Source organism: Arthrobacter sp. L77, from assembly GCF_000816565.1.
In the GTDB taxonomy this organism is placed as follows: domain Bacteria; phylum Actinomycetota; class Actinomycetes; order Actinomycetales; family Micrococcaceae; genus Arthrobacter_D; species Arthrobacter_D antioxidans.
Genome location: NZ_JWSU01000004.1, coordinates 1094771 through 1120837 on the forward strand (window position 1 = coordinate 1094771; position 26067 = coordinate 1120837).

Below are 26067 nucleotides of genomic sequence, written 5' to 3' on the forward strand. Positions count from 1 at the left end.
CGTGGTGGCGTGTGCACCATATGTGACGCAGGTGACATTCCTATCCCCAGGAGTAGCCAACCAGAACATCGTTAACAGTGGGTTACTAAAAAACCAGTGGCCCCGGAAGATCCGGGGCCACTGGCCGTAATTCATGGACGAAAGCCGCTATCTGCCCGCGTCCCGGAGCGTTCCTGTCACCGGCGTCTCGTCCTGCTCGGCGACGAAGCACAGGATCTGCCGATCGCCCTCGGCGTTCCAGCGCTCCTCGACGGGGTAGAAGTAGAGCAGTTCGAGGACGGAGGCGTCGTAGTCGACGCCGATGAAGCTCCTGAATTCCTCCGCGCAGAAGTCGGTGGCGGCGGTGTTCGCCTCGCCCTGGCCGGGATACGCGCCGTCGGGCATCCGGGTGGCGGCGAAGGCCTCGAACACGTGCTGGTCGTCGCACGGGAGGACGGGGATGTCCGAGGGGTCCTCCATGCCAGGATCGTCGATGCAATCGCCCACAGCGATCGGGGAGGTCTCCGACGCGGCGGTCGTCCCGGTGCGCCGCTCCGGCTCGTCCGGTCCGGCGATCCCGCACCCCGCGAGGAGGGCGATCGCCGCGAGCGACCCGCCGACCGACGCCGCTGCGGTCCGACGCCGCCGTGGCGCCGACCTGCACTGCCCACTACGCATCGGCTCCCCGTCCCGGGCCACGCCGCCGTGGCACGGCTGCTGCTCCTCGGGACAGTACCGCACCGCGGCGTGGGGCACCACGGCAGGGGCATGCGGTCGGGGGCACGCGGTCGGGGCGGCGGGCCGGGTCGGGGACTCAGCCCAAAATGCTCCCCCCGCCGGTGCCGGCGGGCTTGGGGTCGGGGATCCTCATCATGCGGAGGGACGTGGCGACCCCGGCGAGGCCGGCAAGGATCGGGACGAACAGTGCGATCTGGAGGGCCAGGGGCCGGGCCTCCGTGTTGATGCGGATGATCTCGTCCTGAATCTCCTCCGGCTGGCCCACGAGCAGTTCCTCGAGCTGCGCGTTGCTCACCACCTGGGCGTCCTCTTCGAGTGCCGTCGCCACCTGCTGCTGCTCGGCCGGCGGGAGGACCGTGCTGGAGGTCGCCATGCCGGTGAAGATGGTCGAGAGCGACGCCAGCATGATCCCGCCGGCAAAGGCGAGGCCGAACGACAGGCCGAAGGATCCCGCGGCCGAGTTCACGCTGGCGGCCTCGCTCACGCGCTCGTCCGAGATGGGGGACAACGTGTAGTTGTTGAGCTGGGATACCAGCAGCCCCAGTCCACCACCGGCGATGACCAGCGGGATCAGGAGCCACCAGCCGGAGTCCGCGCGCGGCACGACCGGGACCAGCAGCGCCAGACCCACGAGCAGCAGCAGGAAGCCCGACCGGATGAGGGCGGCCGGCCGCCGCGCCCCGGGTTTCTTTCCGACCAGCAGGGCGACGGCGAACATGGTCAGGGAGAGCGGGGCGATCGATAGCCCCGACTGCATCGCGTTGTAACCGAGCACCATCTGGAGGTAGATGGGCAGCACGATCATCGTGCCGCCCAGGGCGATCTGCTGGAGCATCTGGCCGGTGGCGCCGAAGCGGAAGGTCCTGGCCTGGAACAGGTCCGGGTCCAGCAGTGTCGGCTTGCTGTGGCGTTTGCGCTGGACGAGCCAGTAGACCAGGCCGCCCAGTCCCACGGCGCCCACGGCCAGGAGGGCGCCCACGGATTCGCCGCCTTCCTGCCACACCAGGATGCCGAGCACCACTCCGCCCATGCCCACGATGGACAGGATCGATCCGACGACGTCCAGCTCCCGTGGCCCGGTATACGGGACGTCGTGCACCAACTTGATCCCCAGGAGGACGCCCGCGATGAGGAGGGCCTCGAGCAGGAACGCGACGCGCCAGGACAGGAACGTGGTGATGAAGCCTCCGATGAGGGGCCCGACGGCGGCGGCGATCGCTGCCGAGGCGCCGACCATGGCGTAGACCCGCTTCTGGGCATCTCCTTCGAAGTTGCCGTGGATGAGGGACTGCATGGCGGGAAGGAGGAGCGAGGCACCCAGGCCGCCGATCAGGGCCCAGAAGATGATGATCGGGACGAGGCTCTGGGCCAGGGTCATCGCCACGGCGCCGATGGCGTAGCCGCACAGCCCGAGCACGAACGCACGCTTGCGTCCCATCAGGTCGCCGATCTTGCCGCCGATCAGGATGAAGGCCGCGGAGACGAGCGCCTCGAGGGCGATCGCCGACTGGAGCCCGCTGACCGTCGCGCCGATGTCGTCCACCACTGCGGAGATCGAGACATTCATGATCGACGTATCGACCACGAGGACGAACATCGCCGTCGCCAGCATCAGGGCGAGTTTCTTGTTGAACAGCGCCGTCGTGGCGCTGGCGCTGTCTGGAGGGTTCATCGGTGGCCTGCTCGGGATCGCGGTGTCTGGATTCGTGAAGGGGCGGACGAGCCGCCCCGTCCGGCGTGGCCCTTGCAGGTTCACGGGCGGGCTGTCTTGCACGGGCAAATACATCCACAGCCTCCCGCCCTCCGGACGGTCCGAACAGAGGCCAAAGCCCCACCCGACGACGACGCCGCAGCGGCCCGGTGATCACCCCCTGAGGAGGAGGTACACGACGATCGTGAGCGCTACCGTAACCGGCGGCACACTCGTCTCCCCGACGGGTTCGCCGTCGAACACCACAACAGGGCGCGTACACGCGCTGAGCACGGACCGCCCCGGACGCCTGATGCCGGTGCCGGTTCCCTGACGGAAGAGGGAGGCCACCGATCATGGTCGAGACCAAGGTCAAGCACCGGAGTGTCGAGGAACGAGCCGCGAGGGGTAAGGCGTGCCGGGAGAAGTCGCCGCTTCCCGGGCACAAGGGATGGGCTCCCGCGTCCGACCGCCCGGATCCGGTCGCGCTGCTCGAGGAACAGAACCTCACCCGCGACCAGGATCTCCTGCCGGTGCGGCACGGGCGGATGTTGGTCTCACCGTTCACGTTCTACCGGGGTGCTGCCAAGGTCATGGCGGCCGATCTGAAGGACACCCCGCGGGCCGGTCTGGTCTCGCAGCTGTGCGGGGACGCCCACCTGTCCAACTTCGGCGTCTTCGCCTCACCGGAGCGGAACCTGCTGTTCGACCTGAACGACTTCGACGAGACACTCCCGGGACCGTTCGAATACGACGTCAAGCGCATGGCGGCGAGTTTCACGATCGCTGCGCGGAACAACGCGTTCAGTGCGGAGGAGGTGCGCGACGTCACGCTCACGGCGGTGCGGGCCTACCGCGAAGCGATGGCCGAGTTCGCGCAGATGCGCACGCTGGACATCTGGTACGCCCGTTTCTCGGAAGAGCGGTTGATGGAGGCCATGGACCTGACCGTGGGAGCCCAGAAGGGCAAGGCCCTGAAGAAGGCCCAGAGCGGGGCGAAGGCTGCGCGACGGAATGTCGAGAAGGCCCGTACCAGGGACAGCATGCATGCCCTCTCCAAGCTCGCCGAGTTCGTGGACGGGAAGTACCGGATCGTCAGCCAGCCACCGATCGTCATCCCGCTGCGTGAGCTGGGGGACGTGTACGACATGCGGCCCGACGAGGTGGGCCCCGCGCTCCGTGAACAGCTGCGGTCCTACCGCGCCACCCTGCCCGCCGACCGGCGCCAGCTGCTGGAACGCTTCGAGGTCGTCGACGTCGCACGGAAGGTCGTGGGTGTCGGCAGCGTCGGCACGAGGGCGTTCATCGTCCTGCTCCAGGGTCGCGACCAGCAGGATCCCCTGTTCCTGCAGGTCAAGGAAGCCACGAGGTCGGTGCTCGAGGACCACCTGCCGAAGAGCCGGTTCAAGCAGCCGGGCGAGCGCGTGGTGCAGGGGCAGCGGATGATGCAGGCCGCGAGCGACATCTTCCTGGGGTGGACCAAAGGTATTCAGGACAACCGGTACCTGTACTGGCGCCAGCTGCGCGACATGAAGGGCTCGGCCGTCGTCGAGGAGATGAAACCGCTCGCCCTGACGTTCTACGCCAACGCCTGCGGCTGGACCCTGGCCCGGGCGCACGCCCGCTCCGGCGACCCGATCGCGATCGCCGCGTACCTCGGGAAGAGCGACAAGTTCGACCGTTCCATCACCGACTTCTCGAAGCGTTACGCCGATCAGAACGAACGCGACTACGAGGCCTTCGAGGGGGCGGTCCGCTCGGGCCGCCTGGAGGCATCCGACGCCGTCTAGGGAGACGGTTCCCGGTTCTCGGTGCAACGACGGAGGCCGGTCGGGTCGATCCTTCGATCGACCCGACCGGCCTCGTCAGCGCAGCTACGGCTCCGCGGAAGGTAAGGGATTCGAACCCTTGAGACGGGGTGACCGCCCACTGGTTTTCAAGACCAGCTCCTTCGGCCGCTCGGACAACCTTCCCGCCGTTAGTGTTTCATGCGGGGCAGGTAGCGCCCAAATACCCAGCAGAGAGTGGAGGGCGGCGTGCGCGCAGTCGTGATCGAGGGAGCGGGTGGGCCGGAGGTCCTCTCGGTGCAGGAGGTCCCCGCACCGGTGCCGGGGGCCGGGGAGGTGCTCATCGACGTCGTCGCGGCGGGCCTCAACCGCGCCGACGTGCAGCAGCGGCGCGGCTTCTACCCGCCGCCCGCCGGGGCGTCCGCGGTCCCGGGGCTGGAGGTCTCCGGACACGTGGCCGATGCGGGCGATTCCGCCTTCGCCGTGGGGGACGCCGTCGTCGCGCTGCTGGCCGGCGGCGGGTACGCCGAGCAGGTCGCGGTACCGGCGGGGCAGGTGGTCCTCGCACCGGCGGGCGTGGACCTCGTGGAGGCCGCTGCCCTCCCCGAGACGGGCGCGACCGTCTGGTCCAACCTCGTGCTGCAGGCCGGCCTCGAGGCCGGCGACCACGTCCTGATCCACGGGGCGTCCGGCGGGATCGGCCTGATGGCGATCCAGGTGGGCCTCGCGCTCGGTGCGGTCCCGCACGTGACGGCGGGCTCGACCGCCAAGCTCGACGTCGCCCGGTCCCTGGGCGTCGGATCCCTGATCAACTATCGGGACCAGGATTTCGTCGCGGAGGTCCGGGCGGCAACGGACGGTCGGGGCGTGGACGTCATCCTCGACGTCGTCGGGGCGGGATACCTGGCGCGCAACATCGAGGCGCTCGCGACGGGCGGGCGGCTCGTGGTGATCGGCCTGCAGGGCGGCGCGAAGGCGGAACTCGACCTCGCGGCCCTGATGGGCAAGCGGGCCAGCGTGGCCGGCACCACGCTGCGGTCCCGTCCCGTCGCGGAGAAGACCGCGATCATGCGTGCCGTGCAGGAGAACGTCTGGCCGCTCGTGGCGTCCGGAGCGGTGCGGCCCTTCGTGGACCGGACCTTCCCGCTCGCGGAGGTCGCGGACGCGCACACCTACTTCGATTCCGGGGAGCACACCGGCAAGGTCCTGCTGACCATCGGCTAGGCGCGGCGGGTGCGGGCCCTCTGCCGGAGGTGGAGGGCCAGCACCAGGGCGATGCCCACGCACGCCCCGATGGAGGTCTCGAGGGCCCGGTCGGCGAGGAGTCCCGCCGGGGCCGTGGGGTGGGCGAGTTGCGTCGAGACCAGCGCGAGCGGCGTGACGAACGCCTGGGCGAGGGCGTACTGGCGCAGGATGAACATCTCGGCCGAGAACTGCGCGACGGCGATCACGAGCACCAGCTGCCACGCGGCGAGTCCCGGCAGGAGGACCAGCGCCGTGAGGAGCAGCCCCGCGAAGGTGCCGAGGATGCGCTGGAGGCCACGCGTCACGCGCGCTCGCGCCGACTGGCCCACGAGGGGCACCGTCGCGGCCACCATCGCCCAGTACGTGTGGCCGATCCCGAGGGCCGTGGCCAGGCTGCCGGCGAGCACGGCCGCCGCCATGTACAGTCCGGCCTCCCGTCCGAGGGCCGCCAGGTGCTGCGCCGTCGGACGGTACGTGGCCGCTCGCTGCCACGGCGTGCGGTGCCGGGGCCAGAGGTTCCCGGCCTGCCCGAGGAGCGTCGCGAAGCCCGCGGTCGCCGCCGCCGTGGACAGCCCCTCCCAGAGTGGCGGCTGGCCGGGGACGGAGGCGATCGTGGCGAACACGAAGATGTGGAACAACGAGCCGCCCGGCCTGAGGCGGAACAGCCCCGCCAGGAAGGTGCCGATCCCGGCCACCGCTCCGGTGAGGAGCACGAGGTCCCAGGGGCCGACGTCGGCGCGTCCGGTCAGGGCGGCCGCGAGGATCACACCGAGCATGAGCCCGCCGCCGCGCAGCTGGGTGGCGAGGCGCTCGCGGTGCGGTTCGTTCCGTCCGTAGATGCCGGCGAAGGCGCCGAACGTCGCGAAGACCGCGAGGTCGAGCCGTCCGAGCAGCAGCACGACGGACAGCGGTACCGCAACGCCGATGGCGCAGCGCAGGGCCGGCTGGTGGTCGCGGGCGGAGGGGGCGACGTGCACGAGGTCGCGGAGGAGGGACACGACGGGCTTTCGGTCGGGTCGATCGACGGCGCCGGCGGCATCGCGTGGCGGAATACCACGCGTCAACCCTACGCCCGCCGGGTCCGGCGCCGGGAACAGCGGGAAGTGCCGACCAGCACCTCCCACTCGCCGCAGGCGCGGGTCCGTTCGGCGCAACCCCCGGTCCGGGGGGCTTGCCCTGTGATGCACGCCTCACTAAGTTGCTACCTTCGTGTGCATCACACTCTCGCCCTCGAGGAGCAACATGAGTAACAAGCAGAACGGATCCCACCGGCACGACGCCGTGCTGGTGACGGATCCGGACCTGCCGCCGGTCGCCGTCGACCCGCAGCAGGCCGAAGCAGAAGACCGCCGGTGGACGCCGGCGAAGATCGCCCTCTGGGTGGGCATCGCCCTCCTGGGCGGCGTCTCCTGGACCATCCTCGCGATCGTCCGCGGTGAGACCGTCAACGCCATCTGGTTCGTCTTCGCGGCGGTCTGCACCTACCTGATCGCCTACCGGTTCTACTCGAAGTTCATCGAGCGGAACCTGCTGAAGCCCGACGACCGCCGTGCCACCCCGGCCGAGTACAAGGCGGACGGGAAGGACCACGCGGCCACCGACCGGCGCGTCCTCTTCGGCCACCACTTCGCCGCCATCGCCGGAGCAGGCCCCCTCGTGGGCCCTGTGCTCGCCGCTCAGATGGGCTACCTCCCCGGGACCCTGTGGATCATCATCGGCGTGATCTTCGCGGGCGCGGTGCAGGACTACCTCGTGATGTTCTTCTCCATGCGTCGTGGCGGGCGCTCGCTCGGCCAGATGGCGCGCGAGGAACTCGGCGTCATCGGCGGAACGGCGGCACTCATCGCCACCCTGGCGATCATGATCATCATCGTCGCGATCCTCGCCCTCGTCGTCGTGAACGCCCTCGGTGAGAGCCCGTGGGGCGTCTTCTCCGTCTCGATGACCATCCCCATCGCCCTGTTCATGGGCGTCTACCTGCGCTACCTCCGCCCCGGCAAGGTCACCGAGGTGTCCCTGATCGGGTTCGTCCTGCTGATGCTCGCCATCATCGGCGGCGGCTGGATCTCCGAGACGGCCTGGGGCGTCGAGCTCTTCACGCTGGACCGCATCACGATCGCCTGGGGCATCATCATCTACGGCTTCATCGCCGCCGTCCTGCCGGTCTGGCTCCTGCTCGCCCCGCGCGACTACCTCTCCACCTTCATGAAGATCGGCACGATCATCATGCTCGCGGTCGCGATCGTCATCACGCGTCCCGAGATCAGCGTCCCCGCGGTCACCGAGTACGCGAGCTCGGGCCAGGGCCCGGTGGTCGCGGGCACGCTGTTCCCGTTCCTCTTCGTCACCATCGCCTGCGGTGCGCTCTCCGGGTTCCACGCCCTCATCGCCTCCGGCACCACGCCGAAGATGATCGAGAAGGAGCGCCAGACGCGGTTCATCGGATACGGCGGCATGCTCATGGAGTCCTTCGTGGCGATCATGGCGCTCGTCGCGGCGCTGTCGATCGACCGCGGCATCTACTTCGCCATGAACTCCTCGGCGGCCGCGACGGGCGGCACCATCGAGGGTGCGGTCGCGTTCGTCAACGGCCTCGGCCTGACCGGCGTCAGCCTCACCCCTGAGGCGCTCAGCACCATGGCCTCCAACGTCGGTGAGGAATCGATCGTCTCCCGGACGGGCGGCGCTCCCACCCTGGCGGTCGGCATCGCGCAGATCATGCAGGGCGTCTTCGGCGGCGCGAACATGATGGCGTTCTGGTACCACTTCGCCATCATGTTCGAGGCCCTGTTCATCCTCACGGCGGTCGACGCCGGTACCCGCGTGGCGCGCTTCATGCTGCAGGACAGCATCGGCAACTTCGTGCCCCGCTTCCGCGACACCTCGTGGCGTGCCGGGGCCTGGATCTGTACGGCGATCATGGTGGCCGGGTGGGGAGCGATCCTCATCATGGGCGTCACGGACCCGCTGGGCGGCATCAACACGCTGTTCCCGCTGTTCGGGATCGCGAACCAGCTGCTGGCAGCGATCGCGCTCGCGGTCTGCATGGCGATCTGCGCCAAGCGCGGGTTCTTCAAGTTCCTGTGGATCCCCGCACTGCCGCTGGCGTTCGCCGCGGTGGTGACCATCACGGCGTCGTTCCTCAAGATCTTCTCGCCCGTCCCTGCCATCGGCTACTGGGCGCAGCACATGGCGTTCCGCGATGCGCTCGCTGCGGGCGAGGAGAGCTTCGGCGCGGCGACGAGCGTCGCTGCCATGGAGGCGGTGGTCCGCAACACCTTCATCCAGGGCACGCTGTCGATCATCTTCGTGGTGTTGGCCATCATCGTCATCACCACCTCGATCCTCGCCACCATCAGGGCCTACCGGAACGGTGGCGGGTCGGATTCCGAGGACACTCCTGTGGCCTCGCGTGTCTTCGCGCCGGCGGGCCTGATCGCCACTCCGGCCGAGAAGGAGCTCGAGGCGCAGTGGGCAGCCCTCGAACCCGGCAAGCGTCCGGCGCGGACGGGTCACTGATGACCGTCCCGCAGGTCCTCACCCGGGCGCGCGACACCGCGCGGGAGCTGGCCTGGCTGTTCAAGGGCATCATGGGCGAGAACGCGTACCAGGCGTACCTCGACCACCACGAGCGCACGCACGCCGGTGGGCGGCCCATGACCGAACGGGAGTTCTGGCGGGACAAGACGGACCGCCAGGACGCGAACCCCCAGGGCCGCTGCTGCTAGTCGGCACCTCACGCACGAAGCCCGACGCCGGAGGATCGGCGTCGGGCTTCGTCGTATCCGGGGTCAGCGCTTCTCCCACCGGAAGCGCTTCGTAGCGGCAAGGTAGGGAAGGACGGTCCACGCCAGGAGGGCGACGGCGGCACCCGCCACCGACGGGTCCAGATCGGTCGCACCCCAGCCGGCCATCAGCAGGTTGTGCAGCGCGCCGCCCGGGGTCAGCCGGGAGAGCGCCTCGAAGCCGTCGTCGAAGGCGGTCCAGAAGAAGGTGCCGATGACGACGGCGAGGAAGGGGAGGGTGGTGATCTGAGCGGCCGCTGCGGAGGGCGTGTAGATGCTGGTGAGCATGCCGGCGGTCGCGCAGAGGGCGAGGAAGCCGAGGACGGCACCGAGCACCACGAGCGGCCGGGCGGGAGCGTCCATCCCCGCCGTCCCGAACCCGACGGCGATGACCGCGAGCTGCCCGGCGACGAGGGCGACGATCGGCGCGAGCATGCCCAGCCAGATGACGGTGTCCGAGGACTCGCCGCTGCGCAGCCGCTTCAGGAAGAGCTCCTCGCGACGCGTGGCCATCGTCGTCGTCGCCGTCAGGTACACACCGAGCAGCGCGACGATCATGAGGGTCAATCCCGCCATGACGGCGTTCGCCGAGGGGCCGACCATCTGCTCCGCACCGAAGTAGAAGAGGTACACGGCCATGGCGATCGGCATGAGGACGGCCCCGAGGAGCACCGTCTTGTTGCGGAAGATGATGCGCAGCTCCATGAGGGCGATGGACGTGATGCGACCGGCGGCGGAGGGACGGCGGGGTGTCGAGGGGGCCTCTGTGAGGGTGGTCATGATGTTCTCCTGTCGGGGGGGGGGTGATGGATCGGCGGGGCTAGGCGGCGTCGCCGAGGCTGACCCGGCGGAAGACCGCGGCGAGGGAGGCCTCCGACGCGGACAGGCGGTCCAGGCGGATCCTGTTCCCCTCCGCCCAGGAGAGGACCCTCCACAGGTCCTGTTGGAGGTCCAGGGACGGCACGGCCACCCGGGTCCTGGCAGGGGTCGGGGTGAAGTCGGGGGACAGCCCCAGTCCGCCGAGCTGCAGGACGTCGACGGACGCATCCACCTCGAAGGAGATGACCGACGGCTCGCGCCCCAGCACCTCCGGCAGGGTGCCCGCCACGGCGATCCGGCCGTCGTGCATGATCGCGATCCGGTCCGCGTAGCTTTCCGCCTCCTCGAGGTAGTGGGTCGTGAGGACCACCGTGGTCCCGGCGTCATTCAGGCCCCGGACGAGCTCCCACGTCCGTTCCCGGGATTCCGGGTCGAGGCCCGTCGTGGGTTCGTCGAGGAACAGGAGGTCGGGTTCGTTGGCCGTGGCGAGGAGGAGGTCGAGGCGGCGCCGCTGACCACCTGAGAGCATCTTGACCCGGGTGGTCGCCTTCGACTGGAGGTCGAGGACCTCGAGCCCGCTCGCGATGACCTCTGCCTGACTCCTGGACCGCGGATGGGCCGCCGAGAGCCGGAGCCAGAGGCGGCAGGTCTCCTCGACCGTGAGGTCGTCGGCGAACCCGGCCTCCTGCAGCATGATGCCGAGGCGGGGGCGGATCGAGGCCCTGTCGCGGTAGGGGTCGCCGCCCAGGACGGACACGCTGCCGGAGGTCGCACGGCGGTGCCCCTCGAGCGTCTCCATGGTGGTGGTCTTGCCTGCGCCGTTGGTGCCGAGGAGCGCGAAGAACTCCCCGTTCCTGACGGACAGGTCGATGCCGCGCACAGCCTCGTACGAGCCGTAGGAGCAGCGCAGCCCCTCGGCCGAGACCGCGATGGTGTCGGTGGGCGCGGCGGACACGGCCCGGGAGCCCTGCATGGTCGGGACTGCCTGGGTACTGGGTGATGTGGTCATGGTTCAATCCTCGCCAGCCACGCCGGCACGTATCAGTGGTCGTCCGTCATGACCTCACCTGATGGTCTGCACACCGGGACCGTGACAGATGTCATGGTCCTACCATGGTGATCATGGCGCTTTTCACTGCTCGACGCAGCACCGGGGACAGGGAGACCATGGGGCAGCCGGAGGCCGGGCGCGGCGTCAGGGCGACGTGGCGCTACACGGTCGGGACGATCGCAGCCTACGGACTCTTCGTGACTGCGGTCTCGACCCTGGTGATGCTCGGTGGCGGCGAGTACGGCATGCAGCTGCCCGACCTCGTGATCCTCGTGCTCGCGCTGGCGTCCGCTGCGTCGCTGGTCCGCTACTGCTGGTTCTTCAAACGAGGCCTGGGTGGCGGACTGCCGGCGCGCCACTACACCCTGTGGCTGCTGCTGCCGGGCGCGGCCCTCTGGTTCATCGGCCTGGGACAGCCGCACACCCTGTGGGTAGGGGCCGTCCCGCTCTGGCTGGCCTGCAACGCACTGGCCGTCGTCGTCGGGCGGCGCCCCCGGTGGTGGATCCTCGGTGTCGGGCTGGTTGTGCTCCTCGTGCACGGGCCGCTCGGCCTCCTGCTCGGCCATACGGTCGGCGGGCCGTCCTGGGAGGGCGGTGCCGTGGCCTCCCTCGCCGTCTGGGCGCTGATGACCCCCATGCTCTTCGTTGCGAGCATCTGGTGGTGGGAGATCGTGCTGCGCCTCGACGACAGCCGCCGCACCTCCGGAGAGCTCGCGGTCGCCAAGGAACGGCTGCGCTTCGCTGCCGACCTGCACGACATCCAGGGCCACCATCTCCAGGTCATCGCACTCAAGACGGAGCTCGCCGGTCGACTGCTCGACGCCGATCCCGAGGCGGCACGCGTCCAGATCGCGGAGGCGCAGCAGCTGGCCCGGACCGCGCTCGAGGACACCCGCGCCCTCGTGCACGGGTACCGGACGGTGTCCCTCGCCGCCGAGGCGGCCAATGCCGCCGAGGTCCTCCGCGCCGCGGGTATCGAGTGCTCGGTCGACGTCGACGCCGAGGCGCTGCCGGCGGAGGAGCGGGCCCTGTTCGGCCTCGTGATCCGTGAGGCCACGACCAACATCCTCCGGCACAGCGAGGCGACGGCCGTCACGCTGCGCCTGGCCCGTGCCGGCGACGGGTCAGCCCTGACCGTGACGAACGACGGCGTGTGCGGCGGCATCGACGCCCGGCCGGGCGGTTCGGGCATCGACGGGCTCCGCCGGCGGTTCGAAGCCGTCGGGGGACGGATCGAGGCCCGGCGGGACGACGGTCACTTCCTGCTGACCGCCACCACGCCCGGACTCCCGGGCCCTGGTGGCGCCACCGGCGTGCCCACCCTCGCCGGCACAGCAGGTTCCCGTGGAGGCCCGCCATGATCCGGGTGGTCCTCGCCGATGACGAGCATCTGATCCGGGGTGCGCTCGTAGCGCTCCTGGGGCTCGAGCCGGACCTCGAGGTGGTGGCGAGCACGGACAACGGGGCGGACGCGGTGCGCCTCGCCAAGGAGTACGTCCCCGACGTGTGCGTCCTGGACCTCGAGATGCCGCCGACCGACGGCATCTACGCCGCGGAGGAGATCCTCCGCACGGTGGCCACGCGCGTCGTGATCGTCACCCGGCACGCCAGGCCCGGCGTGCTGCGGCGGGCCCTGGCGAGCAGGGTGTCCGGGTTCGTCCCGAAATCGACCCCCGCCGACCAGCTGGCGAACGTCATCCGGGATGTCGCCGCGGGCCGCCGTTACGTGGATCCGGACATCGCAGCGAGCGCCCTGTCCGGTGAATCGTGCCCGCTCACCGGCCGCGAACTCGATGTCCTGCGGCACGGCCGGCAGGGAGCGAGCCTGCAGACGATCGCCCGCGAGCTGCATCTGGCGCCGGGCACGGTCCGGAACTACGTGTCCTCCGCCATGACCAAGCTGGATGCGGCGTCGCGCCACGAGGCCGCTGCGTTGGCGTGGGAGCAGGGCTGGATCTGACGTGCCCGCCCTCCGGGGGTTGTGGGAGCATAGCGGAATGACTGAACAGCAGCCGAGCGGTCCGTCCGATCCGGTGCCCGCAGCCGCGGCCGGATCCCCGGATCAGCCGCAGGTCCCGGCCGGCACGCCGGCCGCGGCGGAGCCCGACGGGCACACGACGTCGCTCGCCGACCTCGTCGACGAACCGGCCAAGGTCATGCGGATCGGCACCATGCTCAAGCAGTTGCTGGAGGAGGTCCGCAGCGCGCCGCTCGACGACGCCGGACGCACCCGGCTCGCCTCCATCCACGAGCGCTCCGTGAGGGAGCTGGAGGACGGCCTCGCCCCGGAACTGGTCGAGGAGCTGCACCGCATCAACCTGCCCTTCGACGAGGGCACGGTTCCCACCGACGCCGAGCTGCGCGTGGCCCAGGCGCAGCTCGTGGGCTGGCTCGAAGGTCTTTTCCACGGCATCCAGACGGCGCTCGCGGCGCAGCAGATGGCCAACCAGCAGCTGGCCGCCCGCCTCCAGCTCCGCCAGCTCCCTCCCGGCACCGTGATCGCCCCCGGCGTGGTCGTCGGCGAGGACGGCGAGCCGCAACGGACCCCGCACGGCCGCCAGGCCGGCTCCCTCCAGACCGAGGGCCACGGCCCCGGCCAGTACCTGTAACGGCCTGGTGGCATTCTTCGCAGCGGCGCGACAGGGCCGCAGGGACGACGCCGAGCTCGGCACCGGGGTATGGCGCCGCGCGCACGACCGCTTCCGCCGGGGCCTCGACCGCTATCACCAGATCCTCGAGGGCATCGAGGACGACGAGGTCCACAACGAACTCGTGGCGGTCGCCGACGAGCTCGGCGCCATGCTGCCGCGCGTGCGGGCCATCTGCGTGAGCGCCCAGACCTCGTCCCCGAGTACGGGCCTCGATATCCCCGGCGCCCTCCTGCAGGTGCACCGGGCACTGTCCCGGGCCGGGAACACCCTGGCGACCACCGCGGAGGCCGCCGCGATGACGAGGCTCGACGGCGAACGGTGGGGCGTCGCGTCCTCGGGCCTCGAGAACGTGCGCCGCCGCGCCCAGCTGGTGGCGGAGGACGTCGAGGAGGCCGAGCGGGCGATGCCCGGCGGTCAATAGGACAGCAGCGTGGTCCCGGGCTCGACGGCGATGTCCCAGACCTCGAGCTCCTGCCCGCCGCACCCGCCCCGCCCGCCGGTCGGCGCTCCGCTGATGAACGGGGACTGCCGCTGATCGTCCACGTACGGGTAGCCGCGATCGTTCAGGACCGTCAGTACCTGCCGGCCGCGCCGCGGGTCCCCGTTCGGATAGGACAGGACCTCGACGCGCTCGTAGGCGGAGAAGCCCTCGGGCCAGCGGAGGAGGACCGACCGCCCGCTGTACTCGAAGACAACGCATGCCCGGCCGACCCCCGCGGGCCGGACACGGAACGTGCCGAGCGGAGCCCGTGACCTGTTCTGCGTGTCGCTGCCCTCGGGCGGACGGGTGCCCAGGACTGCCTCCGCGGTAAGCAACCCCGGGGCCGTCCCGTTCGTGTCGAGCGTGAGTTCCTCCGGCGGCAGGGCCCGGATCGCGTCGCGGAGTTCGTCCGGCAGCGGCGCCGGCTCCCCCGAGATCGTCGTCGTCTCCGGGGAGCGGCGGTCGACCAGCGTCAGGATGGACCCGTCCTCCTCGATCGGCGAGAGGACGCCGTCGCCGTCGCGCACCAGGAACATGAGCTGGTTCGGTGTGAAGAGATTGCGGCTGAAGGGACGCTCCAGGGTGCTCCGCCCCGTGACGTCGATGGTCAGGGTGGTCCGCGCGGGATCGCCCTTCACGATCTGCACCACTGAGGCGGCCTGCAGCATCCGCAGTTCGCCGTCCACCTGGGTGGGTACGAGGTCCGCGATGGACACCACGGCGACGACGTCGGCGAGCGCGAACAACCGTTCGGCGTCGCCCGCCGGGCCGGGGGTGGCGCGCGGGATGAGGGCCGTGGCCAGGCCGGCGACGACCGCGAGCAGGCACAGGGTCCCGAGGATCATCTGGACCTGGCGGCGGGGCGCGCGGGCCGGGAACCGGGGGAGGCGGGCCGTCGCTGCCGGGGCGTTGCCCGCCGCGGTCGGGACGGCGCCCGGCACCGGGGAGGCAGGAGCGGCAGCTGGGACGACAGCGGCCGTTGAGGCAGAGGTGCCGGACGCGGCAGCCGTGTCGCGCTCCTCGACGGTCGACGGCGTGGCCGGCGCGGTGATGGTCTGCAGCTCGCCGCTCGAGGGTGTGCTCCCGGCGCCGGGAAGGCCGCTGCGGCTGCGGGCGAGGTCCTCCCTGGTGATTGCCGCGGCGGGATCGGCGGCGGCCAGCGCGGCGAGGAAGGCAGCACCTGGCGACGCCGACGCCACGGCCGGTCCGGCCGTCGCACCCCCGGCCGGNCGTCTTCCACGGTGGCGCGTTCTCCTTCGAGGGCAAGCGACGCGTCGGCGGCGGCGTCCTTGGCTTCGAGCAGGCGCGCGTGGCGGGTGCCGATCTAGATGGGTATAAGAGACAGGAGCGGCATCGCGCCGGGCCGCGAGCGCGCACGCGGCCTCGATGGCGGGCAGGCGCTCCAGCTCGCTCCCGCTCAGCCGGGCGGCATCCCCGACCGGGAGGCCGTCCCAGTGGTGCAGGAGGAGGAGCTCGCGGTCGGCGGGGGCGAGGTCGGCGAGTGCCGCCCGCAGGGAGGTGTCGCCGACGGCGCGCGGCGGCAGCGTCGTCGGGAGGTAGCGCTCCAGGACGGTCCTGGTCGCGCGGAGGACGGCGACGCGGTCGGGGGGCGGCACGGCGTCCTCGCCCGGGTCGCGGGACCCGACCACGGTGGCCGCGGTCAGCGACCCGGCGGCCTCCTGTGCGGCGGAGGATGCGAGCCGCCCGGAGAGCGATCGGCGGAAGGCGTACCGGTAGGCGGCGTCGTGCAGTGCGGCCCGGGCGCTGTCGTCGTCGAGCACGTCCCACCCCCGTCCGGCGGGCCGATCGGTGCGGCCGCCAGGGCCGGTCCGAAAGCACGCTGGCTGATAGTTGTCAGTGGGAACCGAAATAAACGGGCTGCATCCTTGGTTCCCGCCTGTATGACTACATCACCGAATCTTACGTTCAACGACGGCCACACGATCCCGCAGCTCGGCTACGGAGTGTGGCAGGTCGAGGACGACGTGGCCGAGGACGTCGTCGGCAAGGCCTTCAAGGCCGGCTACCGCCACATCGACACCGCCAAGATCTACGGCAACGAGGCCGGCGTGGGCCGGGCCATCGCGTCGTCGGGCCTGGGCCACGACGAAATGTTCATCACCACCAAGCTGTGGAACTCCGACCAGGGCTACGAGAGCACGCTCAAGGCGTTCGAGGAGTCCATGGAGCGCCTCGGCCTCGAGACCCTCGACCTCTACCTCATCCACTGGCTGCAGCCCAAGCAGGGCAAGTACCTGGACACCTGGAAGGCCCTCATCGAGCTGCAGAAGCAGGGACGCGTGAAGAGCATCGGCGTCTCCAACTTCACCATCGAGGCCCTCGACGAGATCATCGACGCCACCGGCGTGGTCCCCGTCATCAACCAGGTGGAGACGCACCCCTTCCTGAACCAGTCGGAGCTCCGCGCGTACGAGGCCGAGAAGGGCATCCTCCACCAGTCGTGGTCGCCCCTCGGCTCCGGCAAGGGACTGCTCGACGACGCCGTGCTCCAGGACATCGCGCAGAAGCGCAACGCCACGCCCGCGCAGGTCGTGCTCGCCTGGCACCTCGCGCTCGGCAACGTGGTCATCCCGAAGTCCGTCACGGAGTCGCGCATCATCGAGAACTGGGAGTCCCTCGACGTGAAGCTCGAGGACGAGGACATCGAGGCCATCAACGGGCTCGACAAGGGTGCGGCCGGCCGCATCGGAGCCGACCCCGCGACGGCCGACTTCGCGTAACCTCCGCGCACGGTCTGCTCATCGAGCGCGTGTGGTGGGTGCGTGACGCCGTGACCCGCCACACCTGCGCAACGAGGTGACATGGGAAGAGCCGCCCGGCATCGCCGGGCGGCTCTTCCCGTCTCCGACCGGCGTCAGGCGGCCTGGGCCAGGGACGCCCGGAGCGGGTAGTCGGTGCCCTCGAGGATCAGTTGCGCGCAGCGTCCCGTGGACGGGTCCAGGACGATCGGCGCGGCCAGGTTGACGGTCGTGCCACCGGGACCGGGATTGGCGACGACGAACAGGTGCGCCGCCGGGACGTCCGGTCCGAGGACGTCGCGCTGCGCGTCCGAGAACCGGGGGGTGTACTGCGGCACGTAGGTGGCGGCATCGAGGAGGAACAGGCGCACGTTCGTGTCATGCGCCGCGGTGAGGGTGAACAGCCCGTCCGCGCCCTTCACCTGCTCGAGGTGGAAGTCCGTGAGCGGTGCGAGCCCCGGGGGAGGGGTGACGAACGCGGCCCTCATCGCAGGAAGTCCATCAGGGAGGGCTGCAGCACGCGGGCCGAGACGGCGAGCGCGCTCTGGTAGGCGGTCTCCTGGAGCTTGAGGTCCAGGATGACCGATGCGAGGTCCACGTCTTCCACGGTGGCGCGTTCTCCTTCGAGGGCAAGCGACGCGTCGGCGGCGGCGTCCTTGGCTTCGAGCAGGCGCGCGTGGCGGGTGCCGATCTCGCTGTGCTGATTGGTGAGGTCCTGGATACGCTGCTGGAGCGGCGCGAGGTTCACTGAGACGTCCCGGCCGGCGCGCAGGTCCGCGGCGATCGTGTCCAGCAGGGCGAACGCCGAGGTCGGGCCGCTGCCGAACACGTCCGTGCCGTCCGCGTCGACACGCACGCTCTGGCCCGGGCCGACCCTGCGCTCCACGGCCCCGCCGCCCGCGAAGGTGAGATCCTCACGCAGGGCAGCGGGCGCATCGGTGTTCCCGGCGAACAGGAACCGGCCCGCGTAGGTGGCGTTCGCCTGGGCGGCGAGCTCGCCGCGCAGGGATTCGACGTCGAGCGCGAGGGCCTCCCGGGCGGCCGGGGGCAGGGACGAGTTGGAGCCCTGCAGGGTGAGGTCGTTGACGCGGTCGAGCGCGCGCTTCGAGGTCGTCATCGCGTTGTCGAGCTGCGACAGCCAGCCCTCCCCGTTGGAGATGTTCCGGCCGTACTGCTCGTTCGCGCGGATCTCGGCGCGGACGCGCAGCGCCTCGCCCGCGGCGGCGGGATCGTCCGACGGGCGGCTGATCGCCTTCTGGCTGGTCGCCTTCTCCTGCAGCTCGGCGAGCCGCGCGAGGTTGTGCTGCAGCGAGCGCTGGGCTCCCTGCATCATGGTCTGGTTGGTGACGCGCGTGATCATGGTGGCCTTTCCCTAGCGTCCGACGATTCCCATGCGGTTGATGAGGACGTCGAGCATCTCGTCGACGGCCGTCATCACGCGCGCGGCGCCCTGGTAGGCGTGCTGGTACTGCAGCAGGTTGACCTGTTCCTCGTCCATGCTGACCGAGGTGGCGCCCAGCTGCTGCTGCAGGGCGCTGGTGGCTGAGACCTCAGCGAGGGCGTTGCCCTGCAGCTCGGTGCGAGCTGCTGCGCCGAGATCGACGACGAACGCCGACCACGCGGCGTCGGGTGATCCGGGTCGGGTGCCGAGCTCCGAGATGCTGTCGGCCACGGAGCCGTCGAAGCCTCCCGCGCCGGTGGCGAGGTCCTCTCGGCGGGTCGGTAACACGTCGAGGGACGCCGCTGCGCGGTCCGCCTGGTAGGCGAAGAACGGGCCCTTGCCCGCGCCGGTGTGGAGGGCGTTCACCTGGTCGGCGAGCGTCGTCGCGAACGCGTTGTACCCGGCGGCGGCCTCGGCGAGGGGACCGCTGGTGGGGGCGAGGAGGGAAAGCGTTGCGGCGAGTTCGCCGCTCTCGACGCCGGCCGATACGCCCGGCTGGTCCGTCCATTCGACCCGGACGGTCCCGGGTTCGCCGATCCCCGCGGGCCCGGTGACCTGCAGCGTGCGGGCCGTGGTGCCCAAGACGAGGGGGTTGCCGGCCACGAGGACGTCGGCCGTGCCGTCCGCGTTGTCGCGGACCGTGGCGCCGGTCAGCCCGGCGAGGGTCGCCGTCAGCTGGGTCCTGCGATCCACGAGCTCGTTGGCGGGGGTCCCGGCGTTGACGGCGGAACGGATCTGCCGGTTCAGGCCGGCCACCTGCGCGGCGGCGTCGTTGACCTCCGTGGCGAGGGAGGTGGCCGAGGAGCGTGAGGTGGCCCATTGGGACTCGACCTCGCGGTAGCCGGCGGCGATGCGGGAGGTCAGCTGCCCTGCGGCGGCGAGCAGCGTCGAGGCCGGGGCGTCCTTCTCGGGTGCGTTGGAGACCTCCTGCCAGCCGGCCCAGAACTCCTGGAGGGACGCCGAGACGCCATGGGCGCCGGGTTCCCTCAGCCCGTCCTCGAGAGTGGCGAAGGCCTGCGCCCGGACGGCGGTGTAGCCTGCGGCGCCGGCCGTGATGCGGACCCGTGCGTCGAGGTGGGCGTCTCCGAGCCGGGTGATCCCCGCGGCGAGGACTCCTTCGCCGGGACGGACGCCGGTGGTGAAGAGCGAGGGCCGGGGCGAGGCGGCGGCCGAGGTCTCGAGCCGCTGCCGCGTGTACCCCTGCGTGTTCACGTTGGCGATGTTCTGTCCGGTGACGTCGAGGCCTGCGCGCGCTGCGGCGAGTCCGGAGTACGCCCTGGTGAGTCCGCTGAATGTGCTCATCGTCGCGCTACATGTCCTTGTCGAGGAGGGTGGGGTGTGCGTGGCCCTGGCGGTGACCGCGGCTCGCGGCGCCGTCCGCGGCGTATGTGCCCGCGCCGGTGCCGATTCCCGCAAGGGTCTCCTGCGCCGACCGGCTGGCCGCCTTCAGGAAATGCTGGTTGGTATCGCGCAGTGCGCCGATCTGCGCCACGAGGACCGTCATCGCCTGGAGGTGGGCCGTCAGCAGTTCACCCCAGGGTTCGTCGGGGGCTGCCACGGCCAGTTCCCGGAGGGTGGCGGCGCCGTCGATCCCCCAGTCCTGCGCCACGGCGGAGGCGTGGACGGCACGGGCGAGCCCCGTGTCGCGGAGCCGTTCGAGCACCTGTTCCACCTCACGGGTGGCGTGGTGGAGCCAGCGGGTCCTGCCGGATGTGAGGAGGAGTTGTTCCTCCTCGAGTTTGAAGACGAGGAGCTCGAGCAGTTCGCGCTCCTGCCAGAGCAGGGCGGACAGATTCTGTGCGCTCACGGTGCTACCTCCTCCCCGGTACCACGGACGGTGGAACCGGGGGAACTATCGGCGTCGCCTGCCGCGATGTAAGGGATCGTCGGCAGGCGCGTCGTCGACGACCTGCCAGCAGGGCTCATCCGGGAACGGCGGTGACCTTCACGACCGGTGTGTTCCGGGTGATCCACGGGACCACCTTCGCGGCCGGCAACGGCTTGGCGAAGTGGAAGCCCTGGGCGAGATCGCACCCCAGCGCGCGCAGTTCCACCAGCGTCTCCGCGTTGTCGACCCCCTCGGCGACCACCCGCAGGTCGAGGCTGTGGGCGAGGTCGATGATCGAACCCACGAGCCCGCCGGCGCGTGGATCCGTGCGCATGGCGGTGATGAAGGACCGGTCCAGCTTCAGCTCGGCGGCGGGAAGGTCACGCAGGTAGGCCAGGGAGCTGTAGCCGGTCCCGAAGTCGTCGATCGAGATCTCGATGCCGGCGGTGCGGAGGCGCGCAAGGATCTTCGCGGAATGGGCGGGATCGGCCATCAGCATGTCCTCGGTGATCTCCAGCATGAGGCACTTCGCCGGCAGGTTGTGCTGCTCGAGCAGGGTGAGGATCTGCCGGGGCAGATACTGCTGGATACAGGACCCGGACAGGTTCACGGCGACGCTGATCGTCAGCCCGTCGTCATGCCAGCGGGAGGCCTGGTCCACCGCCGCTTCCAGCACGAGCGTCGAGAGCTGGGGCATCAGGCCGGCTTCCTCCGCCAGGGGGAGGAACGACGTCGGGGGCAGCTGCCCGAGAACAGGGTGGTTCCAACGGACCAGGGCCTCGACGCTCGTCACGGTGTCGTCGGAGAGGCGCACCTTGGGCTGGTAGTGCAACTCGAACTGGTTCTCGAGCAGCGCAGTACGGAGCTCCTCGAGGGTCCTCAGCTTCCGTGCGCCGCCGTCGTCGTCCATCGAACTGTAGAGATGGTGCCCGCTCCGGCTGGACTTGGCCCGGAACATGGCGATGTCCGCCTTCCGCATCAGGAGGCTGATGTCGGTGCCGTTCTCCGGTGTGAGGGCGATGCCGATGCTGACGCTGGTCTTCAGCGAGGCCGTGCCGATCCGGATCGGTTCCGCGAGTTCCGCTTCCAGCCGCCGCGCCACCTTCAGGGCCTCCTCCGTGGACAGGCCGTCGAGGAACACCGCGAACTCGTCGCCGCCGAGGCGGGCGAGGAGATCCTCCTGCCTCAGCGCCCGGGCGAAGCGCTCGCTCACCTGGACGAGTAGGGCGTCGCCGACGTTGTGCCCCAGGGCGTCATTGACGTCCTTGAAGCGGTCGAGGTCCAGGAAGAGCAGGGCGCCCGGGTGACGTTTGTCCAACCGTCCGCGAAGATCCCTGACGAGCCCCCGGCGGTTCGGGAGCTTCGTCAGCTCGTCCGTGGTCGCGAGGGTGACCAGCATCCGGTTCCGGAAGAGGAGCGGCACCGCGGCGAGGATGAGAGTGAGGGCGGCGAGCACCTGGGCGAGGGGCGCGATGGGTACCTGGCACCCGATGAGCAGGACGGCGACGGCGGAGCCGGTGGACACCATCAGCATGGTGACGGCGGCCAGGCCGCGGTCCTGCTGACGGAAGGCCGTCCCGCCTCGGGCGACGCCGTCGACCCACAGGGCGAGGGCGACGATGCCGAGGATCCAGCCGGTGTCGACGGCCGAGCCGATCACGTAGTCCTGTACGCCCAGGGCGAAGGCGACGTCCGCGGCGGCGAAGAGGACCAGGCCGATCACGAGCAGCAGCCGGCGGGGGCCGAGATCGAGCCCGCGTGAAGCGAGCAGGCCGCCGACGGCAGTGATCAGCAGGAGATCGAGGAGCGGGTAGATGACGATGACGATCATCCCGAACGTCGTGCCACCGCCGGCCCCGGACCGCAGGACCGGCGCGAGGACCATGGCCATGAGGGACGCGGCAGCCAGGGCTCCCACCAGGCTGTCCAGCAGCGAGGGCCAGGTCACGCCCTTCAGCTTCCGCACCGTCACCGCGAGTGCGCCGAGCATCAGCGGGTAGAAGGCGAGGTAGGCGACATCCGCAGCGGAGACGACGTCGTGGGCCTGCTGACCGTCCAGTGTCGAGAGATAGTAGACATCGCCTGCGGTGTAGGCGGTCAGTGCCGCGGCGCCGAACACCACCTGCCACTGCGACAGGCGCGTCCGCACGACCGCGCTGACGCAGACGGCCACGGCGCAGAGCTCCGCGATGATGCCGAGCCACACACCGACGACGTCGAACGGCACCAGGTCGCCGAGCAGGAGATCGACGAGATAGAGCACCGACACGGTGACTGTCGCGATCACCGGTATCCGGGAGATCTCCGCCCGCACAGCGCATCCCTCAACAACCTCAGGCGGCACAACAGCACGCACCGGCACTTCCTTCCCTCCAGAATCAGGAACCTGATCGGAGAGTGAGCTTACGGCGGCCACACGGGCGTGACCTTCGATCCGGCCCGTTCCGGCTCAACCCACGGCGAAAACTACGGCTACCTTGCGTCTGGCAGGGCTGTACGGCGCACGTCATGGCATTCCCGAAAAAAAGTTCAGCGGATTCCTAACATCCCCAGGGGTCGGTTCCGATAGCTACGGTTGCTGGCCCATGGATGGGCCGGCGATAGCAACCCTTTCACGGAGGAATACATCATGGGTTTCCAGATCAACACCAACACCGCGGCCAACACCGCATACCGCAACCTCTCCAGCACCCAGGGCGATATGTCCAAGTCGCTCGAGAAGCTCTCCAGCGGTCTCCGCATCAACCGTGCAGCCGACGACGCCGCCGGCCTGGCGATCTCCGAGGGCCTGCGCTCGCAGATCGGTGGCCTGGGGGTTGCAGCCCGCAACGCCCAGGACGGCATCAGCGTGGTCCAGACCGCTGAAGGTGCGCTGACCGAGGTCCACAGCATCCTGCAGCGTGTCCGTGACCTGGCTGTCCAGGCGGGTAACGACTCGAACAACGCCGAGGCTCGAACGGCGATTGACACCGAAGTTGAGGCGCTGGGGGCTGAGCTCACCCGCATCGGAGCATCAACGAACTTCAACGGTACCGAACTGCTGACAGGTGATGCTCTCACCTTCCAGATTGGTGCGGGAGGGGTCCCTGCAAAGGACCAGATCACGGTTGCAGGGACTGACATCAGCGGGCTTGGCGCCACAGTGCAAGCGCTCACGTTCACCGATGCCACGAGCGCAGCCGCCTCGATCGTTGCTCTGGATACGGAGATCCAGGGTGTCTCGACCCAGCGTGCCGCGCTCGGTGCCGTGCAGAACCGCTTCGAGTCCGCGATCAACAGCATCAACGTCTCGCAGGAGAACCTCTCGGCGGCCAAGTCCCGCATCACCGACACCGACATGGCGAAGGAGATGGCGGACTTCACGCGTTCGAACATCCTCTCGCAGGCCGGTACCGCGATGCTGGCCCAGGCCAACCAGATGAACCAGGGTGTCCTTCAGCTCCTCCGCTAGACGGTGAGTTCGTAGGCAAGAGTGCATGGTGGCGGGACTGATCCTGGACCGAGAGGTCCCGCCGCCGTGCATTCGCCGCGAGACGCCCCGACGAATTCGCAGCTGAACCCGCAGCACCTTCAAGCCCCACCCGAGAGGTAGACCCATGGCGTTCTCCATCGACGGCATCGCGAGCGGGCTGGACACCACGAACATGATCAACCAGCTCATGCAGCTGGAAGCACGCCCACAGACGCTCCTCAGGGCCAAGGCCACGTCGACGCAGGGCTTCGTCACCGCCCTGCAGCAGCTGAACAAGCAGCTAGGCTCCCTCACCGAGCTCGCCACCAAGACCGCGAAGCCCGCGGCGCTCGACCTCTACACGGTCGCCAGCAGCTCCGACGCCGCCACCGCCACGGCCACCTCGTCCGCCGGCGCCGGCACCCTCGACTTCACCGTCAGGCAGCTCGCCTCCTCGCAGTCCTCCGTCACGGGTTCCATGACCGCCTTCTCCCCGGCGGCCTCCACGCTCACCCTGCGGGCGAAGGACGGCACCACCACGGAGCTCGCCACCACCGGAACGCTCGACGACGTCGTCGCCCAGGTGAACAAGGCCGACGTCGGCATCACCGCCACGAAGGTCAGCGCTGGAAAAGACGCTGCCGGCGTGCAGCAGTACCGGCTCCAGTTCACCGCGCAGGAGCCCGGTGCCGAGCACGGTTTCGCCGTGTTCCGCGGCACGGCGGCCGACGTCACCGCCGGCACCGCGACCGACCTCTTCACCGAGACCGGCGCGGCCACCGTCCGCGCCGCGCTGGACGCCGACGTGGTCCTCTGGGGCGGCACCGCGGCCGAGCAGACGGTGGCGTCGTCGTCGAACACTTTCACCGACATCCTCCCTGGCGTCTCCGTCACCGTCGCCAAGACCACCACCGAACCGGTGTCCATCACGGTCTCCCGCGACACCGAAGCCACCTCCACGAAGGCGAAGGAACTCGTGGACGCGCTGCGGGGCGTCTTTTCCTTCGTGGAGGCGAACACCAAGGTCTCGCCGGGCGCGACGGCCAGTGCCGCGCCGACGTCGGGCCGCTTCACCGGCGACAGCGCCGTCCGCGGGATCACCCAGTCGATGCTCACGGCGGCGACGGCGCCCATCAACGGCAGGTCGACGTCGGAGCTCGGCATCACGCTGACCCGCTCCGGGACCGTGGAGTTCGACGCCGAGAAGTTCGCCGCCGCGCTCGCGAAGGATCCGGCCGTCGTGAAGGACGCCCTCACCCAGCTCGCGACGCGCGTCGCCGACGCGGGCAAGGCCGCCTCGGACAAGTTCGACGGCGAACTCACGCGCCGGATCCAGAGCCAGGAATCGACGGTCCGCAGCCTCAACGACCAGGTGTCCGGTTGGGACCAGCGGCTCGAGAAGCGCCGAGCCACCCTGGAGCGCACCTATTCCGCGCTCGAGGTCCAGCTCTCACAACTCCAATCACAGGGGGACTGGCTGTCATCCCAGCTGGCAGGCCTCCCCACCGGAAGCGGGCTCTAGATGCTGCAGATGAACGGATACCAGGCCAAGCGCTCGCAGTACGTGCAGGATGCCGTCCTGTCGGCGACCCCCGCCGGACTGCTGACCATGCTCTACGACCGGCTGCTGCTCGACCTCGCGCGGGCCGGTGCCGCCCAGGAGGCGGGGGAGTGGTCGGTCGCCTCGGAGAACCTGCTGCACGCGCAGGACATCGTGGGCGAGCTGATGTCCTCCCTGCGCACGGATGTCTGGGACGGTGCGGCCGGCCTCATGTCCCTCTACACCTATGTGCGGCAGACCCTGGTCGAGGCCAACACCCGGCGGGACCGCGCCAGGACCGCTGAGTGCGCCGAGATCCTCGAACCGCTGCGGCAGGCCTGGCACGAGGCGGCCCGCACCGGGCATGCACAGCCTGTGAGCCAGACCCCCGCGTTCCAGCAGGACCAGGACGCGCCCCGCTCCCTCGGGGTCCTCGGTGTCGGCTGATCCCGACAGCCCGATGGCCACCGCGGCCTTCACGGCCTGGACCGCCGTACTCGACGCGCTCGAAGCCGCGCTGGATGCCGCACCCGATTCCGCGGTCGACGACGCCGGAGACTTCGCGGCCGGCGACCTCGTGCGTCAGACCGCCGTCCTCGCCGGGTGGATCCCGCCGCAGGTGGACGGACCCATCCCCGCCGGACTCCTCCCCCGTGCGCACAGCATCAGTGAACGCCAGCAGGCCGTGCTCGGCCGCCTGGCGGCCGACGCCGACACCCTGCGGCGCCACCGGAGCGCCCTCGGGTCGGTCCGTGCAGCGACCGCCCGGCAGGAGTCGGCCGTCTACCTCGACGTCACGGGCTGAAGTTCCCCCGGAGAGTA

23 protein-coding genes and 1 tRNA gene are annotated in these 26067 nt (G+C 70.2%); 13 read left to right on the forward strand and 11 right to left on the reverse strand.

The window, feature by feature from the left end; translation table 11 throughout:
* Positions 1-147 precede the first annotated feature (147 nt).
* Positions 148-738 (reverse strand): septum formation family protein, encoded by a 591-nt coding sequence (locus RY94_RS16790; RefSeq protein WP_156135063.1) that lies wholly within the window; start codon positions 736-738, stop codon positions 148-150.
* Between the two features lie 55 nt (positions 739-793).
* The gene (locus RY94_RS07750; protein WP_043443239.1) at positions 794-2389 is read right to left on the reverse strand and encodes an MFS transporter; all 1596 of its coding nucleotides are present in this window, start codon (positions 2387-2389) and stop codon (positions 794-796) included.
* Between the two features lie 374 nt (positions 2390-2763).
* Between RY94_RS07750 and RY94_RS07755 the strand changes: the two genes are divergently transcribed.
* A complete protein-coding gene (locus tag RY94_RS07755) occupies positions 2764-4197 on the forward strand; it encodes a DUF2252 domain-containing protein (protein WP_043443241.1) in 1434 nt (477 codons plus the stop codon).
* A 95-nt stretch (positions 4198-4292) separates the two neighbouring features.
* Here the strand turns inward: RY94_RS07755 and RY94_RS07760 are convergent.
* Positions 4293-4380: transfer RNA gene (locus RY94_RS07760), tRNA-Ser, on the reverse strand.
* 63 nt (positions 4381-4443) lie between these two features.
* On the opposite strand from RY94_RS07760, the gene RY94_RS07765 reads away from it, so the two are divergent.
* Positions 4444-5418, forward strand: coding sequence for an NAD(P)H-quinone oxidoreductase (locus RY94_RS07765; RefSeq protein WP_043443243.1), 975 nt, complete (start codon positions 4444-4446; stop codon positions 5416-5418).
* On the opposite strand, the gene RY94_RS07770 is transcribed toward RY94_RS07765, so the two are convergent.
* On the reverse strand, positions 5415-6437 hold the full coding sequence (locus tag RY94_RS07770; RefSeq protein ID WP_043443245.1) for an FUSC family protein: 1023 nt from the start codon (positions 6435-6437) through the stop codon (positions 5415-5417). The genes RY94_RS07765 and RY94_RS07770 overlap by 4 nt on opposite strands.
* Before the next feature lie 244 nt (positions 6438-6681).
* Here RY94_RS07770 and RY94_RS07775 point away from each other — a divergent pair, with 244 nt between their 5' ends.
* Both RY94_RS07775 and RY94_RS07780 read left to right on the forward strand, forming a co-directional pair.
* Complete coding sequence (locus RY94_RS07775; protein ID WP_052274079.1) at positions 6682-8958, forward strand: carbon starvation CstA family protein; 2277 nt, start codon at positions 6682-6684, stop codon at positions 8956-8958.
* Positions 8958-9167, forward strand: coding sequence for a YbdD/YjiX family protein (locus RY94_RS07780; RefSeq protein WP_043443247.1), 210 nt, complete (start codon positions 8958-8960; stop codon positions 9165-9167). The genes RY94_RS07775 and RY94_RS07780 overlap by 1 nt, the downstream gene beginning before the upstream one ends.
* A gap of 63 nt (positions 9168-9230) precedes the next feature.
* Here the strand turns inward: RY94_RS07780 and RY94_RS07785 are convergent, their stop codons facing one another.
* Together RY94_RS07785 and RY94_RS07790 are read right to left on the reverse strand one after the other, a co-directional pair.
* Entirely contained in the window at positions 9231-10004 is a 774-nt protein-coding gene (locus RY94_RS07785; RefSeq protein WP_043443249.1) for a hypothetical protein, read from the reverse strand.
* Between the two features lie 40 nt (positions 10005-10044).
* Complete coding sequence (locus RY94_RS07790) at positions 10045-11052, reverse strand: ABC transporter ATP-binding protein (protein WP_231554444.1); 1008 nt, start codon at positions 11050-11052, stop codon at positions 10045-10047.
* A 113-nt stretch (positions 11053-11165) separates the two neighbouring features.
* On the opposite strand from RY94_RS07790, the gene RY94_RS07795 reads away from it, so the two are divergent.
* From RY94_RS07795 to RY94_RS07820, 5 genes are all read left to right on the forward strand, one after another.
* Complete coding sequence (locus tag RY94_RS07795; RefSeq protein WP_197060611.1) at positions 11166-12455, forward strand: sensor histidine kinase; 1290 nt, start codon at positions 11166-11168, stop codon at positions 12453-12455.
* On the forward strand, positions 12452-13054 hold the full coding sequence (locus RY94_RS07800; protein ID WP_043443251.1) for a response regulator transcription factor: 603 nt from the start codon (positions 12452-12454) through the stop codon (positions 13052-13054). Before RY94_RS07795 ends, RY94_RS07800 begins: the two co-directional genes overlap by 4 nt.
* A 37-nt stretch (positions 13055-13091) precedes the next feature.
* A complete protein-coding gene (locus RY94_RS07805) occupies positions 13092-13703 on the forward strand; it encodes a bacterial proteasome activator family protein (RefSeq protein ID WP_043443253.1) in 612 nt (203 codons plus the stop codon).
* Positions 13704-13710: 7 nt separating this feature from the next.
* A complete protein-coding gene (locus RY94_RS07810) occupies positions 13711-14166 on the forward strand; it encodes a hypothetical protein (RefSeq protein ID WP_043443256.1) in 456 nt (151 codons plus the stop codon).
* A 1961-nt stretch (positions 14167-16127) separates the two neighbouring features.
* Positions 16128-16967 (forward strand): aldo/keto reductase, encoded by an 840-nt coding sequence (locus RY94_RS07820; protein ID WP_043443261.1) that lies wholly within the window; start codon positions 16128-16130, stop codon positions 16965-16967.
* Positions 16968-17101: 134 nt separating this feature from the next.
* Here the strand turns inward: RY94_RS07820 and RY94_RS07825 are convergent, their stop codons facing one another.
* From RY94_RS07825 to RY94_RS07845, 5 genes are all read right to left on the reverse strand, one after another.
* Complete coding sequence (locus RY94_RS07825) at positions 17102-17473, reverse strand: flagellar assembly protein FliW (protein WP_043443263.1); 372 nt, start codon at positions 17471-17473, stop codon at positions 17102-17104.
* Positions 17470-18345 (reverse strand): flagellar hook-associated protein FlgL, encoded by an 876-nt coding sequence (gene flgL / locus RY94_RS07830; protein ID WP_043443265.1) that lies wholly within the window; start codon positions 18343-18345, stop codon positions 17470-17472. Before flgL ends, RY94_RS07825 begins: the two co-directional genes overlap by 4 nt.
* Before the next feature lie 12 nt (positions 18346-18357).
* On the reverse strand, positions 18358-19728 hold the full coding sequence (gene flgK, locus RY94_RS07835; RefSeq protein WP_043443267.1) for a flagellar hook-associated protein FlgK: 1371 nt from the start codon (positions 19726-19728) through the stop codon (positions 18358-18360).
* A 7-nt stretch (positions 19729-19735) separates the two neighbouring features.
* On the reverse strand, positions 19736-20233 hold the full coding sequence (locus RY94_RS07840; protein ID WP_043443269.1) for a flagellar protein FlgN: 498 nt from the start codon (positions 20231-20233) through the stop codon (positions 19736-19738).
* Between the two features lie 115 nt (positions 20234-20348).
* The gene (locus RY94_RS07845; protein ID WP_156135065.1) at positions 20349-22541 is read right to left on the reverse strand and encodes a putative bifunctional diguanylate cyclase/phosphodiesterase; all 2193 of its coding nucleotides are present in this window, start codon (positions 22539-22541) and stop codon (positions 20349-20351) included.
* Between the two features lie 342 nt (positions 22542-22883).
* On the opposite strand from RY94_RS07845, the gene RY94_RS07850 reads away from it, so the two are divergent.
* The 4 genes from RY94_RS07850 to RY94_RS16795 all read left to right on the forward strand — a co-directional run bounded on the left by RY94_RS07850 (position 22884) and on the right by RY94_RS16795 (position 26050).
* A complete protein-coding gene (locus tag RY94_RS07850) occupies positions 22884-23705 on the forward strand; it encodes a flagellin N-terminal helical domain-containing protein (protein ID WP_043443271.1) in 822 nt (273 codons plus the stop codon).
* Positions 23706-23850: 145 nt separating this feature from the next.
* The gene (gene fliD, locus RY94_RS07855; RefSeq protein WP_043443273.1) at positions 23851-25227 is read left to right on the forward strand and encodes a flagellar filament capping protein FliD; all 1377 of its coding nucleotides are present in this window, start codon (positions 23851-23853) and stop codon (positions 25225-25227) included.
* Positions 25228-25692 carry a flagellar export chaperone FliS gene (fliS, locus tag RY94_RS07860; protein ID WP_052274083.1) on the forward strand — a complete coding sequence of 155 codons (465 nt, stop codon included), beginning with the start codon at positions 25228-25230 and terminating at the stop codon, positions 25690-25692.
* Complete coding sequence (locus tag RY94_RS16795) at positions 25682-26050, forward strand: hypothetical protein (RefSeq protein ID WP_052274084.1); 369 nt, start codon at positions 25682-25684, stop codon at positions 26048-26050. The genes fliS and RY94_RS16795 overlap by 11 nt, the downstream gene beginning before the upstream one ends.
* Positions 26051-26067: the final 17 nt, after the last annotated feature.

Bases quoted from the DNA above. Each gene is read 5' to 3' on its own strand.
- RY94_RS07750 (WP_043443239.1), bottom strand. From the start codon at position 2,389: ATGAACCCTCCAGACAGCGCCAGCGCCACGACGGCGCTGTTCAACAAG.
- RY94_RS07755 (WP_043443241.1), top strand. From the start codon at position 2,764: ATGGTCGAGACCAAGGTCAAGCACCGGAGTGTCGAGGAACGAGCCGCG.
- RY94_RS07775 (WP_052274079.1), top strand. From the start codon at position 6,682: ATGAGTAACAAGCAGAACGGATCCCACCGGCACGACGCCGTGCTGGTG.
- RY94_RS07780 (WP_043443247.1), top strand. From the start codon at position 8,958: ATGACCGTCCCGCAGGTCCTCACCCGGGCGCGCGACACCGCGCGGGAG.
- RY94_RS07785 (WP_043443249.1), bottom strand. From the start codon at position 10,004: ATGACCACCCTCACAGAGGCCCCCTCGACACCCCGCCGTCCCTCCGCC.
- RY94_RS07790 (WP_231554444.1), bottom strand. From the start codon at position 11,052: ATGACCACATCACCCAGTACCCAGGCAGTCCCGACCATGCAGGGCTCC.
- RY94_RS07795 (WP_197060611.1), top strand. From the start codon at position 11,166: ATGGCGCTTTTCACTGCTCGACGCAGCACCGGGGACAGGGAGACCATG.
- RY94_RS07800 (WP_043443251.1), top strand. From the start codon at position 12,452: ATGATCCGGGTGGTCCTCGCCGATGACGAGCATCTGATCCGGGGTGCG.
- RY94_RS07805 (WP_043443253.1), top strand. From the start codon at position 13,092: ATGACTGAACAGCAGCCGAGCGGTCCGTCCGATCCGGTGCCCGCAGCC.
- RY94_RS07820 (WP_043443261.1), top strand. From the start codon at position 16,128: ATGACTACATCACCGAATCTTACGTTCAACGACGGCCACACGATCCCG.
- RY94_RS07825 (WP_043443263.1), bottom strand. From the start codon at position 17,473: ATGAGGGCCGCGTTCGTCACCCCTCCCCCGGGGCTCGCACCGCTCACG.
- flgL (WP_043443265.1), bottom strand. From the start codon at position 18,345: ATGATCACGCGCGTCACCAACCAGACCATGATGCAGGGAGCCCAGCGC.
- flgK (WP_043443267.1), bottom strand. From the start codon at position 19,728: ATGAGCACATTCAGCGGACTCACCAGGGCGTACTCCGGACTCGCCGCA.
- RY94_RS07850 (WP_043443271.1), top strand. From the start codon at position 22,884: ATGGGTTTCCAGATCAACACCAACACCGCGGCCAACACCGCATACCGC.
- fliD (WP_043443273.1), top strand. From the start codon at position 23,851: ATGGCGTTCTCCATCGACGGCATCGCGAGCGGGCTGGACACCACGAAC.
- fliS (WP_052274083.1), top strand. From the start codon at position 25,228: ATGCTGCAGATGAACGGATACCAGGCCAAGCGCTCGCAGTACGTGCAG.